Genomic DNA, 13,780 nt, shown 5'->3' with positions numbered 1-13,780 from the left:
GGGTTTCCGGTGAAATACAACCAGATGTGACTGTGTTTGCGTGGTTAAATTCGTTTTTAGATGACTTTCGATTTGGATGGCTCGTTTATGAGAGCGGCTCGAGTCGATCTGAGAACAGAAAGGGACACACCGGGTTTCCGGTGAACTGGACACAGCTACTGGTTGGGTTGGGACACCAGCCAGTGGTTGGCCAGTAGACACCGCGGCGACCAGCCAGGTACTGCGTGCACTCACACACCGGGTTTCCGGTGAAACAGGGAACGGGCGGGAGTGGCTTCGACTGATGCGCGCGCACACCGGGTTTCCGGTGAAACGGGGAACGACCAATGGGTGTTGTCCAGAACATGCCGCGCGCACACACCACGTTTCCGGTGAAACGCTCTAAAGAGGTGGGGGAGGTCACCGCTACAGAGAGGGACCTAGAGATCGCTGTTTGTTGGAGAGATAACGTCTATCAAGTATTATTTGGTTTTATTGAACATATGAAGATTAGTGATGCCTATATTCAGATGTCTCTATAGAATTGGTAGCTCCAGATAGAGTTGTTAGTCATAACCAAATCTAACCCTCATGAGAGTAGTGGCCTCAGACTTCTTGTTCTGAAACGCTCTACCTCTACTAACTAGATAGTTAGGTATAAGTAACAATAGCTAAAATAGTCCAGTAAGTCCTAAGTTAGAAAAGTATCGACGAGAAGTCGATACCCGAAAATTCACCGGAAATCTAACTCAAACGCTTCTTCGAGACGGCAGAATGTCAATTCAGACGTAATGTATCCAGTTCTGGACAACCCGTTACACGTTTTTCACTCTTGTTTTGTCGATCGCTCTCTTGACTATTCGATCGTATAACAGCCTATTCGATCTGTTTACGTTCTCTACCTCCTGTTTTGTAGATAAGAGCAGATTTTGATGATGGTTGGGTAGGTATCTGTCTGGTCAGCTTCGAAGCCCCGAAAACAGTCTAACCCCCGTTTCAACTGGAACCCCTCACCCCCCTTTTCCCCGTTTCACCGGAAACGTGGTGTGTGTGTGCTCCGTTTTTCGCTCCGAAATCCTGGTTTTCACCCACCCGCTCGAGAACCGCTCTTTCAGCGAAATTCAGGACGCTCACCGATTTTCCGACGTCGAGTCCAAACAGTAAAGACGTTTCACCGGAAACGTGGTGTCTACAATCTATGTCGAGTTCCGGCGATGACCTCTTTACCCGTGACGATCCGATCTTCGAGAACAAGGAGTTGCTCGAGATCAATCACCTCCCCGAGGAGGGTCGAATTGTCGGCCGAGATGACGAGATCGCGGAACTCGCCAACGCGGTCAATCCCGCAATTTTCGGCCAGAGTCCGAGCAATCTCCTTATTTATGGCAAAACCGGCACTGGAAAGTCACTCTGTGCCAAGCATATCTCCGAACGACTTGTCCGTGTCGCAAAAGAAGAAGGTGTCACGGCCAAGTTCGCCTACGTTGACTGTGCCCAGGATAGCACGGAGACGCAGGCGGTCCAGACGATCGCCCACTCGTTGAACGACTCAGCGGTCACCGACGTCAAGATCCCCGACAAAGGACTCAGTACGTCGACATATTATAAGCGCCTCTGGCGAGTACTGGACACCCAGTTCGAGGTTGTTCTCATTATCTTAGACGAGGTCGACAAGCTCGACGACGACGACATTCTCATGCAACTCTCGCGTGCGGGCGAAGCTGGCAAACTCGAGTCGTGTAAAATCGGCGTGATTGGGATCAGCAACAAGATCAAGTACAAAGATCGGATGGACGAACGCGTCAAGTCAAGTCTTTGTGAACGCGAGTTCGTCTTCCCGCCGTACGATGCAAACCAGCTTCGAGAGATCATGCAGGCTCGAAGCGACGCGTTCAAAGATGGCGTTCTCGATCCGTCGGTAATCCCACGTGCTGCGGCGCTTGCCGCGCGGGAACACGGTGATGCGCGGAAAGCGATCGACATCCTGCGGTACGCTGGCGAGATCGCCCAATCAACTGGCAACGAGACCGTCCGTGAGGAGTATGTCGTACAGGCCAGGGAACGGGCTGAGACTGATCGGTTCCGAGAACTCATTCGGGGATCGACGCCGCACTCGAGGTACGTGTTGCAGGCGCTTGCCGTTCTCGCGCTCAACACCGCTGATGAGGACGGGTTCCGGACAACTCGAATTTTCGACGTCTACGAGGAAATCTGTCGTCAGGAAGGCTCCGACACACTTTCGTTGCGTCGGGTTCGTGATCTGTTGAAAGAACACGCATTTCTCGACATTATCGAACAGTCTCGCCAGAGTGGTGGAAGTGCGGAGGGAAGTTACACTGAACATCAACTGCTCGAGGATCCAGATGTCGTCCGAAAAGTACTCGTCGAGACTAACGATACATAACACATCTGTTATATAGGCGTTGCTATCCGAGATCAACCATGCTGGCCGCTCAGCGCGGATTTTTCACCGGAAATCTGGTGTCCTCTACTACCTGACCGGCGATAATATCTCTTATCTAACTATTCTTGTTCTCTCCAGTCCGTCGCCGTCTTTTCGTCTTGCTGATTGGACACTCTTGCTGGTGGGACGGTCAATCGATTTCGGCCAGTATCGGACCACTATTAGACTCCCATGCGGGTGCAAGCCACGAATCAACCCGGAACGAGGCTGTCCAATAGCAGCGAATGCGAGTTACCGACGAGCGGTTGTCGTTGACGGCTCCGAGCAATCGACAGATACGAGCCGATGGGAACGGCCAGAGGACTGACGACTCACAATCTAACGGAGTGACTGGTCTGGACTCTTTGATCGTCGTCTCGAATCGTCAGCCATATCGACACGAATACGAAGCGGTGCCAGCCGCGGCTGATGGCGATCGTGCGACCCCACCGTCGGACGTGTCGACACGGACCGACGGTGCCGTCACCGAGCCGACCAACGCCCGCATCACGGTCGATGAACCGACTGGCGGGCTGACTGCGGGGCTGGATCCAGTTCTCCAGCAGGCTTCGGGAACCTGGATCGCCTGGGGCGACGGCGACGCTGACTTCGATGTCGCTGATGAGCACAACTGTGTGGCTGTCCCACCGGACGACCCATCCTATACGCTCCAGCGGATCGACCTCTCGGAGGAGGCAGTTGATTCATACTACTATGGGTTCAGCAACTGCGTCCTCTGGCCGCTCTGTCATGGCTTCGTCGATCTCGTCAACGACCGATCGAATGATTTCGAGTGGTACCGGACGATCAACGAACGCTTTGCCGAGGCAGTGAGCGAGCACGCAACGGCTGACTCGGTCGTCTGGCTCCAAGACTACCACTTCGCACTCGCCTCACGGATGATCCGTGATCGAGTTCCGCGCTCGACGACTGTCGCCCAGTTCTGGCACGTTCCGTGGCCAACTCTGGCGACGTTCCAGCACTGTCCAGTCGGGGATCAAATTCTCGAGGGGCTGCTCGGAAACGACCTGCTCGGTTTTCACGTCGACCGATACGCCGAACGCTTTCTCGAGTGCGTCCAGCGGTCTCTCCCGGCCGCTGCTGTCGATTGGGAACGACGGACTGTCAAGTACGATGGAGAATCAACTCGCGTTGTCGCAACGCCGATGGGTGTCGACGCCGAATCCTACGATCAGGATGCACGGTCGGTTTCCTCGTCGCAGCTTTCCTCGCTGTTCGACCGGTACGACGTCTCACGCGAGAACCTGATCGGCCTCGGTGTTGACCGACTCGACTACACGAAGGGGATTCCCGAACGCCTGGCTGCGATTGAACGCTTCCTCGAGTGGAACCCGTCGTGGCACGATGAGTTCACGTTCATCCAGACGGCGACACCTTCTCGGACCGACATTCAGACCTATGAGCAACACGGTGCCCTCGTCCGGAGTGAAGTCGAACGGATCAATCAGCGATTCGGCACGCAGGCGTGGGATCCGATCGTTTACACTGAAGATTACATTTCGGCTGCTGACCTTTGTGCGCTGTATCGACGCGCAGAGCTCATGATCGTGAGTCCTCTCGCCGACGGCATGAATCTCGTCGCACAGGAGTACGTTGCGGCGAGCGTCGATAGTGACGGGACGTTGGTGTTGAGTCAGGACGCTGGTGCGCATGAAACGCTCGGCTCCCACGCGCTCACGGTCGATCCGACCGATGTCTCTGGCTTTGCCCATCAGATCGAGCGGGCGGTCTCACTGTCACCCAGTGAACGTCACCGCCGGATGCACACGCTTCGAAACCGGGTCTTCGACCGGGATCTCGAGTGGTGGATGGAAACCCAGTTTGACTGGATTCGGTATCTCCGACACAGGACTAGTCGTGATGCGGCAACTCGAGACTCCGATCCGGATGGCGATTCCTACGAACGGACGCCGTCAATGTAATCGATGTCGATGACAACCCCGCGTCCGATCGACGAGCAGCGGGCACGGCTCCGCTCGACACTCACGGCGGCATCACGACTCCTGCTCTGTCTGGACTTCGATGGCACGCTTGCTCCGATCGTCGACGATCCGGACGAGGCTGCACCGACCCCGGAGAACGAGGCTGCGTTGGCGACTCTTGCGTCGGAACCCACAGTGTCAACGGCAATCGTCAGCGGCCGCGCGTTGGCAGATGTTCGCAGTCGTATCGAGGGTCCGAAGACGTACGCCGGCAATCACGGCCTCGAACTTGCCCGCCGTGGATCGGTCGCTGTCCACCCAATCGCTCGCAAACGGGTGTCACGACTCGAGACCGTGTATGAGACACTTGAGACGGTTCTCGCGCCGGTGCCGAACTGTCGACTCGAAAACAAACGACTGACGGGGACGGTTCACGTCAGAGCCGTGCCATCCAGCGCTCGGCCAGTCGTTCGGCGGCACACGCAGGCGATCGTTGACCGGCTTGGAGGTGGTGCGCTTGAGGTTTCGACCGGGAAACGGATCTTCGAGATCGGTCCGTCGATTCCCTGGGGGAAGGGAAACGCGGTCGCGTTGATCGCGGCGGATATGCCTCCCGAGACGGTGCCGATCTATATCGGTGACGACGTAACCGATGAGTCGGCGTTCCGGACCGTCGAACACGACGGAATTGGGATTCGAGTTGGTGGCGACGAGCCGTCCGCGGCGTCTTGTCGAATCGACTCGCCGACTGAGGTGGCGGCAGTGTTAGACTGGCTTGGTTCAGTCGGTGTTGACCTTCTCGAACGGGATGTCACTCGGTCGAACGCTGTCGACGGGTCGTCTCTCGACGGTGGTCGGCTGTGAACAGGCAACTCCCGAACTGACCGATTGCTGTCGGTCGTCTACTGGTATTTGATCTGCGTGCGACATCCTGTTTCGATTGTGAGACGCTATTCCGATGATCCTCCGGATAAAACACAAACAAAGAAGTCGAAAGTATTAGTTACCACTGGAAATAGAGTACTTAGTGAGAGTGAACGATAGTGAAACTACGTCAGCCTACTGATTTCTTGATTCTCGAAGAACTTGAGGACAAGGGGCGAAACGTTGCAACGAATCTCGCTGCACACACGGGGAAAAGCCGCAAGAACATCAACACTCGGCTGCCTGTTTTGGAAGATTACGGCCTTGTATCCAAGATCGGGCCAGCAGAACGGTCTGGCTTGTACGAGATCACGCCGATGGGAAAAGCAGCAGTTGTCTATCGTGATCAGTACGACGACGTCGATGATTTCGAGTCGCTCATCGAGGGGCCCAACGCAGGTAGCGTCGAACAGAATGGCGGCACGCAGGCCGGTTTCGTCCGTGGCGAGGACGAAGTTGACGACGACGAATAATCGTCTCTCCCGTCGTTTGTCGTCAATAGCGGTCCCCAGACACGCTTGTCTGGTGTGCTGTAGTCTCCTTGTGCATGTCTTGTGCGCCGCGAGCGGACGACGCCCGTGGGCTACCAGCTCAACTGGGCGCGGTGTGATTACTTCGGTAGTGGGCCCCGCGTATCGACGATACGAGCGCCGCGGTCGTCGATCCGGAGTTCCGCCCACTCGGGAAGGGTGTCGGTCGGTATTAAAAGCAGCAAATTCCCGTCTCCCGTTTCCACCAGTCGCCGATCCGGATCACGCTGCCGGATACACGGCTTCCATCGCTCGGTACGGAGACGCCTCGCAATCTGACAGTCGGTGTAGTAGTGGCCGTTCGATCCCTCATAGAGCGAATCGACGGGTACGTCCATTACCACGGCTGTGTATCCCCCGTTGGCTGGCCGCTGGAATCCGTCGTCCCCATTCACTCGAACGGTGTCGAGTTTTCTGCATCGCCATTTGGGTTCACATAGAGTACTTTTATTATCTCATGAGTGTCGGTATCGATGATACATCTTGCGCGAGGTGAAAACAACGGCGGCTACCGAGTCGACACCACTCGTATCCCGATCAACGCCGCCGGCGTGCTCTGTTCCTCATCAGTATCACACTGTGTCAACTGCCAGCAGCCCACCGCGCGAACCCGTTCGTATCGACAGTGAACACACACGCGTTCGGCGTTACGATCGTTCCTCGGTAATTTCGAAAAACTCGCTGAGAACGCTTTTGAGCCCTTTCCGCAGATGCTGGTGCATCGTCGGCGGTGAGACGCCCATTGCTTCGGCGACATCCTCCCCGGTACTCTCACGTGGCCACTCGAAAAAGCCGCCGTAGTAGGCGAGTCGCAACGTCGTCAGCTGTCGATCGGTGAGCTGATCCAGAATCCGGTTGCATCGCTCGGCTGCCGTTCGCACCGGCCGATCGACTTCCCGCCGAGCGACGAGTTCCGTATCATCGTAAATAACGGTCAGTGCATCCGCGATCTCTCGGACGTCCGCACTCTGTGACACTTCTACCAGACAGGTCCCAACACCGTTTTCAACGGTAATCTCTCTGATCGTTGCCCCGTGGTTTGCCAGCGCGCGGACACCCGATTTCGAGAGGGACATCTCGACCGTGCAGCTGTCGTTCCCGTCGTGAATACGCCGACACTCTTCGATCGACTCGTGTGCGGCTGCCGCTTCGAGAACGGTTTCACAACCGATCCCCTCGACGGTGACGTACTGGACAGTGTGACCGTCTGAGGTCGTGCCGGCCCACTCGAGCGAGCAGGTACAGTCGTACTCTCTGGAGAGACCGAACGAGAACGTGTCTCCGTCGTCGATTCGAAACTCGAGTTCGATGACGGTATCGGCAAACAGCAGTTGGCGGTTCCGGACGGCCATGATGGTAAAACCGATCGTCTCGCCGAGCAGCCCGAACCCGGCCCGTTCTCCCTCACTAAACGCTTCTGCACGGTCTGAAAGGACAGTTAAAACGCCATAGATCGACTCGTTGTGGCTGATTGGAACGGCGATTGCGGATCTGACCCCGTCTTCCCGTGCACCATCCTGCAGCTGGTCGGGGACGGTTTCAGTTTCCGAAATCGCTGTCTGTGTCTGGATTGTTCCCGTCTGGACGGCTCGTCGAGCCAGCCATCCATGATCGACGGTGGCGTCGGTGACGTACTCGAGATACGTTTTGGCACTGCCGGCCCCTGTTCGGTACGCAAGCGATCTCTCGCCCGTGTGTTCGGCGATCCAGGAGCCACAGTACAGCTCGGAGTCGACGAGTTGATCACAGACTTTGTGCTCGATCGTCTCTCTGGAGTGGGCCTCAACCAGTGTCTCGATCACCTGTCCGACGACCGCATTGATTTTGTTGAGTGTCTCGAGTTGGTTTTGTCGCGATCGGAGTTCGCGCTCTCGTTCGACCCGTTCGGTGATATCTCTTGCAAGCCAGACAACAGCGCGTTGCCCCTCGATCCGTTCGTTGATCGGGACGACTCGCGCCTCATACCGTCGATCGCCATCAATCGTTTTGACTCCGTACTCGATCGACTGGATATCATCGGTCGCGAGCGTTCGATCGATACACGTCTGTAACTTCGACGCCATGTCCGCTGCAAATACGTCCTCAAGTTGGTTCCCGGTCAACTCATCGCTCGATACCGTGTACAGATCGGCAGCTCCTGGACGGACACTCGCCTCGACGTAGGTCCCGTCGGCGGTGATGACAAACGCCTCGTCGGGGAGCTCGTTCGCGAGCACTTGGTGATACTCGTTTTCGGCTGCTCCGTGCGTCGATTCGTCTGCTGTTTTCTCGGCTGTTGACGCTCCTTTTGTTGACGTCTCCGCTGCTGTTTCTGCTATTGACGCTCCCGCTGTCGATTCGTCTGTGTGCAATTCCACAGCATCTTCCGCCCGACTCGAGTCGACCGTCTCGATAATTCGCTCGACAGGATTCTCCTCGCGGTCGGGCCGCACGTAGTCGTCCGCATCCGCTCGCACTGCAGCCGCGGCAAGCGCCTCACTCCCTGACGGTGGAACGACGATTGTCGGAATCGACGATGTGGCGTCGTTGATTCGCTCGAGTACTGCCGTTGTCCGCTCCGGACATTCGAACTCGAGGGTAACGGCAACGGGCTCGTTTGCGCCGTCTTCATTTCGAATTTCGGGGGCGACAGTTTCAGAACCAAGCACCGCCTCGAAATCGGCTGCTGGCGAGACCGACTGAACGTCAAACGGTGTGGCTTCACGGAGTCGCGTCTCGAACGAACTCGAGTGACTCGCCGTCACATGGAGGATTGAGCCGGATCGGTTCTGGGACATGATGATCTGAGCTGGCGGTTGCCAATCGTAATTAGCTGGCGTCGTCTTTCTGAGACAAGACAATGACAGAACAAAAGACTACTGGTCAGTTACCCTCGCCGGCAAACGGCTATACGACCGCAGCAGAACCGAGCGGATGCGTCCTGAGGGTACGTCTCCGTGATCAGGCTGGCGTCTGATCGATCGCCTCGAGTTGCTCGCGATATCGATTGCGAACGGTAACGACGGTCGTCTGTGCAGTGTCGGCGACTGCTCGCTGTGGAATCGTCTCGTCACAGAGGAGTCCGGCGGCGTAGATGGCCGCGGCGGCGAACCCGGTTGGCGATTTCCCCGAGTGGAGTCCCTGTTGGGTCGTTTGGTCGATAATCTCGACGGCTTTCGTCTCGACGTCTTTGTCGACGTTGAGTTCAGAGCAAAAGCGGGGGACGAACTGACGAGGGTTCGTCGGCTCCAGGTTGATGTCGAGTTCGTCGGCGATGTATCGATACGTCCGTCCGATCTCCCGTTGGTCGACCCGTGAAACAGCGGTTACTTCTTCGAGACTGCGTGGAATGTCTTCCTTTCGACAGGCGGTATAGAGGGCGCTGGTCGCGACCCCTTCGATCGATCGACCGCGGATGAGATCTTGCTCGAGTGCCTGCCTGTAGATTACGCTTGCAGTCTCTTTGACGGGTTTTGGGACGCCTAAGGCACTGACCATCCGGTCGATCTCCGAGAGGGCGTATTTGAGATTGCGTTCGCCTGCGTTTTTCGTTCTGATCCGTTCCTGCCAGACACGAAGCCGATGGAGCTGGCCGTGCTTGTCGGCCGACATCGAGTGTCCGTTGGCGTCTTTGTTCCGCCAGTCGATCGTCGTCGTCAGCCCTCGGTCGTGCATCGACTGTGTGAGCGGTGCACCGACTCGAGAGAGTTCGTTGTGTTCTTGGGCATTAAACGCCCGCCACTCCGGGCCGTAGTCGATCGGATCTTCGGTTAAGACGAGCCCACACTCCTTGCAGACTCGCTCGCCGCGGTCCGGGTCGTGTACGATCGTCTCGGTCTCACAGTCCGGACACAGCCCGGGCTCTGTCTTTTCTGCTTCTTTCTCTGTATGATCGATGAGGGACCGCGTCATCAGTAATAAATGCATCCGTGCAGGCATTGTAAGGGGGTAACATGGTTTCGTGAGAAACCCGGACTTACTAGTGTGGTCGGTGACGTTTGACGAAGAGAAGGAAGACAGCGATTCAGCGTCGCTGTGCCCGATCAAGCGATCGACTGATTCGTGCCGAAGCCGTGTCCCATCGGTTCGCTGTGGGCGAAGCGTCCTGCCTGACGTCCTCGCCCTGCCATGTGCAATGTGAGCTACCCACATGAAATGTGGGTATAGTTCCGGTGATTGCCCACCGTAAATCACGCATTCATTCCATAAATTCAGCTTTTTGAATCGAACTGTCGCTCGTCTTTATGTTCGAGGCAGCAAACGTTCCGTACCAGTGTCGTGTCGCACCCTTCCCGTTTGGTTTCCGGCCACGTTTCGGCCCCTCCACTCCACGCTCCAACGACTATACGATCGTTTCATCCGTACGCAACCGATACACACGCACAACCGTCTGATACTTGGCCTCCCGGCTTTCGACGGCAAACGGGTCTCGACTCGGCGGTCAGCTCCGACACTCTCGAGGCCGAGAAGTCGATCCGTACCTGCTTTGCAGCCGGTGCGAAACGTGGCTGTGCTTAAGAGTGTCAGTATTGGTGTACAACTTGGTGTGTCAACCGTGATTGCGACTTGCAGATCAAGAACGATGCCGCTCCCGTCGACTAAACAGTATAGCCACTGTTTTGCGTTCCATAATTTACCAGATACAGGCTCAACTGGGATTCCTGAGTCCGGAGGCCACGAATAATGTCTTCGATAGACACCTCGCTTCCCGATGAAATCGCGTCAGTGGCCGACTCAGGCGAGGAACAACGACTCTCGAAAGACGTTATTTTCGAACTCCTGAAAAACCGACGTCGCCGCGAAGTGCTTGCATACTTGCTCGAGGCCGAGGAAACAGTGACACTCGGTGAACTCGCCGAGCAGATCGCCGCCTGGGAGAACGATACTGACGTCGCCGCACTCAGCTCTGATCAGCGCAAGCGGGTGTATGTCGCCCTCTATCAGACTCATCTTCCGAAGATGGATGACGCTGGAATCGTCGAGTACGACCAGGATCGAGGGCTGATCTCGCTTGCGGACAATGCCGATCTATTGATGATGTATCTCGATACGGATACGCATCGACAGGATCGGTGGGATCGATGGTATGCTGCACTGAGTGTCGTCGGTGCAGCGCTTGTTACTGGGGCCTTTCTTGGCCTGCCACCGCTGTCGGCCATCCCCACGCTCGGTGTCGCTGGTATCGTTGTCGTCGCGTTTTTCCTCCTTTCGGCTGCACACGTCGTTACGAACCGTCAACAGGAACGCACTGTCGACGGCAAACTATCACGCATCAAGTAACTGCTCTGAAACGTTCTTCAGCCCCGCTTACAGGCTCGGCCACTAGCGCCGATGACTGATCCAGCGGTTTCAGACAGGTCGATTATGGGGGAAGAAGGACTTTTATTCACGGATCCCGAACGGACGACTGGCTCCCGACGACCGTCATCCAGTACCGGAGCAGTTCGCGTGCCAGCAGCTGTTCCCGTTTCAGGCGCGGGGGCCGTTTTTAAATCGAACTCGTCTCGACAGTCGACACGTGTCTCGTCGCTTCCGACAGTTCATACTGCCGGACAACACGATTTACGCACCGGTCGCACGCGAACGGTCGTCGCCGACGGTGACGAGCCGTGAGACGCGATCGGGCGGTTACTGACTGTTGGCTGGCAGTATCAGGCCGTATCCAGCTCCATCTCGATTGGCATCGCTTCTGGGGCGTTGGTCACAGCAAGTGGCGTCATCGATCCACGTGAGACGATCGCACAGCTTACGTGACTGTCCCGCTTGCTCTATCGCTCAGACGGAGAGCGTCGATTGCCGGATTACCGCGAGAAGTGAGAAGACTGGTTTTCGATACCGGTTATCGGTGTACGAGCACAGCGAGTCCTTTACTGCTCGCGAACGTTGTACTGGACGTCAACGGTCGCGTCGCCACAGAGCGTGAACTCCTCGATATCGCCGTCAAACCAGTAGGCATCGAGCCAGTTACTGACGGCGCCGCGAACGGCTCGGCCCTCGACGACGTCCTCGTCGTCGATCGTGGCGTCTCGGTAGGTCGACTTAACAACGGCACCACTGGCCTCGAAGGAGTACGTACTTGGCTCCGAAGCGTTCGTTCCGTCGATAACGAGTGCGTGAGGGAGTACCTCGTGGTCGCCGTAGTCGGCTGGATCGATTTCCTCTCCATCGAGGCTGACTGTCGCCTCACCATCGATGAGCGTGACGTCTGTCAGTGCACCCGAAAATCGGAACGTCTGGGTCCCGTCGGTGACAGTACTCTGGCCTGTCGAACCCGAAACCGTCGTCGCTTCGTCTTCGGGATCATCGTCGCCAGCGAGTTCGATCGTCCCTTCGACCGTAATCTCGAAACTCGTCGGCGACCCCTGGCCCTCGACCTCGAGGACGTGTGGGAGGTCGTCGCCGTAGTCTGCCGGATCGATCGCTTCGTCGTTGACCAGCACTGTCGCCGGGCCGTCGACGGTGAGTTCCTCGAGGTCGCCGGAAAAGCGGAACGCGTCTTTCCAGTCTGCGACGACGCCGCTTGCAAGCGAGTCTTCGATCTCGGCTTCATCGTCGATCGTCGCGCCCTCGTAGTTCGATGGTTCGACATCGCCGTCGACTTCGAACTCGTATCGGGTTACGTCCGAGTCGTCTCCGTCGAAGAGGATGACGTTTGGAAGCTGATCGTCGTCCTCTTCATCGGCTTCATCGTCGGTGCTGTCTGCGCCGCCCGTCCCACTGTCGGCGCTTGCAGTTCCCGACGCAGCTGCCTCTGCCGAGGTCGGAACGCCGTCGGGGACCGAGAGATCCGGCGAGGTCGAGACGGCGTCACCGACGGAGACGGTCGACCCGCTCGCACGCTGAATGTCTCCTCGGTAGCCACCGCTCTCGAAGTTGACGCTGCCGGGCGAGCCGTTCGCGCCGGCGACGAGTGAGTAGGGGTACGGTCCGTCGGCGAAGTGTGAGTCTCGAATCGTCACGGTGCCGCCGTTCCAGACCCATACCGGCCGACCGTTGGTCTCGGTGTAGCCACCGTAGCCGGGGCCGTAGTCGGTGTTGTCGTTGTACGCGACACAGTTTTCGATCACGTCATTGCCGCTTGCACAGCGGAACGTCGTGACGCCGTTGTTCTTTCCAAAGCAGGTATCGAAGTGGACACTGCTCGGTCCGGATGCGGTGTTTGAACAGTAAAAGCCGTTGTTCGGGAATCCTTGGACGTTGCAGCGTCGGAACGTCACGCTTGCGTCGTTGCCGCGGTGCATGAAGACTGCACCAGGCCCGTGGACGAAACTCGAGCCTTCTTTGGTCGCCCCATCCCCCATATAGATGTTTTCGAAGAGAATGTCACCGCGATCGGCATTGATCGACACCAGGAACTGATCGCCGCGATAGAGGCCTTCGAACCCGATGTTTCGAATCACTGAATCTGCCCCCGTAACGTTCAACAGGACACTGTTACCCGTTGACACGTCGATGAGCTTGTTCTCGAACGTCTCTCCGCGGCCGATATTGATCACCTGGCCGCGTGCGCGGATAACGTCGTAGTCGTTTTCGTCGGCGCTTGCGCTTGCTCCGAACGCCGCTGCTGCTGCGGTCGTTGCACCGGCCAACTTCATGTACGACCGCCGGTGGAGTAATCCGCTATTACCGCTCTCGTCCGCCGACTGGTCCTCGCTGTCAGCGGATTCGCTATCGTTCAGTACCGAAGATTCGCGTGCCATGCAATCGGGTAATATGATACTACCACCATAAACTTTCTCTTCTATCTTACTTAAAATTTACAGACTTTGTATACTCTGTGTATGTTCTATAAAGAAATGAACGCAGTTCTATCACGATATTTTATATATTGTGGGACGATCGCGATTTCCCGAGTAAGACAGTTTTACCGCTGTTTTGCACTCGAGATGTCCCACTCTCTGGTTGGTAATATACTATTACTACTCGATTCTGACTCCTGATTACAGCGCCAGTGAATACCGAGCAAAAACAGTTCGACGAAG

The 13,780-nt window shown here is 56.7% G+C and carries 9 protein-coding genes; 5 read left to right on the top strand and 4 right to left on the bottom strand.

The window, feature by feature from the left end:
- Positions 1-1,177 precede the first annotated feature (1,177 nt).
- The 4 genes from DV706_RS19900 to DV706_RS19885 all read left to right on the top strand — a co-directional run bounded on the left by DV706_RS19900 (position 1,178) and on the right by DV706_RS19885 (position 5,762).
- The gene (locus DV706_RS19900; RefSeq protein WP_006067252.1) at positions 1,178-2,383 is read left to right on the top strand and encodes a Cdc6/Cdc18 family protein; all 1,206 of its coding nucleotides are present in this window, start codon (positions 1,178-1,180) and stop codon (positions 2,381-2,383) included.
- 284 nt (positions 2,384-2,667) lie between these two features.
- A complete protein-coding gene (locus DV706_RS19895) occupies positions 2,668-4,365 on the top strand; it encodes an alpha,alpha-trehalose-phosphate synthase (UDP-forming) (protein WP_006067253.1) in 1,698 nt (565 codons plus the stop codon).
- Positions 4,366-4,374: 9 nt separating this feature from the next.
- Entirely contained in the window at positions 4,375-5,229 is an 855-nt protein-coding gene (gene otsB, locus DV706_RS19890) for a trehalose-phosphatase (protein ID WP_006067254.1), read from the top strand.
- Positions 5,230-5,408: 179 nt separating this feature from the next.
- The gene (locus DV706_RS19885; RefSeq protein WP_006067255.1) at positions 5,409-5,762 is read left to right on the top strand and encodes a winged helix-turn-helix domain-containing protein; all 354 of its coding nucleotides are present in this window, start codon (positions 5,409-5,411) and stop codon (positions 5,760-5,762) included.
- 137 nt (positions 5,763-5,899) lie between these two features.
- Here DV706_RS19885 and DV706_RS19880 read toward each other — a convergent pair whose 3' ends face one another.
- The 3 genes from DV706_RS19880 to DV706_RS19870 all read right to left on the bottom strand — a co-directional run bounded on the left by DV706_RS19880 (position 5,900) and on the right by DV706_RS19870 (position 9,710).
- A complete protein-coding gene (locus DV706_RS19880) occupies positions 5,900-6,157 on the bottom strand; it encodes a hypothetical protein (protein ID WP_006067256.1) in 258 nt (85 codons plus the stop codon).
- 309 nt (positions 6,158-6,466) lie between these two features.
- The gene (locus DV706_RS19875) at positions 6,467-8,596 is read right to left on the bottom strand and encodes a bacterio-opsin activator domain-containing protein (protein WP_049889929.1); all 2,130 of its coding nucleotides are present in this window, start codon (positions 8,594-8,596) and stop codon (positions 6,467-6,469) included.
- Positions 8,597-8,759: 163 nt separating this feature from the next.
- Entirely contained in the window at positions 8,760-9,710 is a 951-nt protein-coding gene (locus tag DV706_RS19870) for a transcription initiation factor IIB (RefSeq protein WP_006067258.1), read from the bottom strand.
- A gap of 771 nt (positions 9,711-10,481) precedes the next feature.
- Between DV706_RS19870 and DV706_RS19865 the strand changes: the two genes are divergently transcribed.
- Positions 10,482-11,078, top strand: a complete 597-nt coding sequence (locus DV706_RS19865; RefSeq protein ID WP_006067259.1) for a DUF7344 domain-containing protein — start codon at positions 10,482-10,484, stop codon at positions 11,076-11,078.
- 587 nt (positions 11,079-11,665) lie between these two features.
- On the opposite strand, the gene DV706_RS19860 is transcribed toward DV706_RS19865, so the two are convergent.
- Positions 11,666-13,498 carry a hypothetical protein gene (locus tag DV706_RS19860; protein ID WP_006067260.1) on the bottom strand — a complete coding sequence of 611 codons (1,833 nt, stop codon included), beginning with the start codon at positions 13,496-13,498 and terminating at the stop codon, positions 11,666-11,668.
- Positions 13,499-13,780 lie beyond the last annotated feature (282 nt).

This window comes from Natronorubrum bangense (assembly GCF_004799645.1).
Lineage (GTDB): Archaea > Halobacteriota > Halobacteria > Halobacteriales > Natrialbaceae > Natronorubrum > Natronorubrum bangense.
Note: the sequence above shows the minus strand (reverse complement) of the source record. Positions and strands in the feature narration are given on the sequence as shown.

Excerpts from the sequence above, each read along its gene's own strand:
- DV706_RS19900 (WP_006067252.1), top strand. The coding sequence starts at position 1,178 with ATGTCGAGTTCCGGCGATGACCTCTTTACCCGTGACGATCCGATCTTC.
- DV706_RS19860 (WP_006067260.1), bottom strand. The coding sequence starts at position 13,498 with ATGGCACGCGAATCTTCGGTACTGAACGATAGCGAATCCGCTGACAGC.
- DV706_RS19895 (WP_006067253.1), top strand. The coding sequence starts at position 2,668 with ATGCGAGTTACCGACGAGCGGTTGTCGTTGACGGCTCCGAGCAATCGA.
- DV706_RS19880 (WP_006067256.1), bottom strand. The coding sequence starts at position 6,157 with ATGGACGTACCCGTCGATTCGCTCTATGAGGGATCGAACGGCCACTAC.
- DV706_RS19875 (WP_049889929.1), bottom strand. The coding sequence starts at position 8,596 with ATGTCCCAGAACCGATCCGGCTCAATCCTCCATGTGACGGCGAGTCAC.
- DV706_RS19870 (WP_006067258.1), bottom strand. The coding sequence starts at position 9,710 with ATGACGCGGTCCCTCATCGATCATACAGAGAAAGAAGCAGAAAAGACA.
- DV706_RS19865 (WP_006067259.1), top strand. The coding sequence starts at position 10,482 with ATGTCTTCGATAGACACCTCGCTTCCCGATGAAATCGCGTCAGTGGCC.
- otsB (WP_006067254.1), top strand. The coding sequence starts at position 4,375 with ATGACAACCCCGCGTCCGATCGACGAGCAGCGGGCACGGCTCCGCTCG.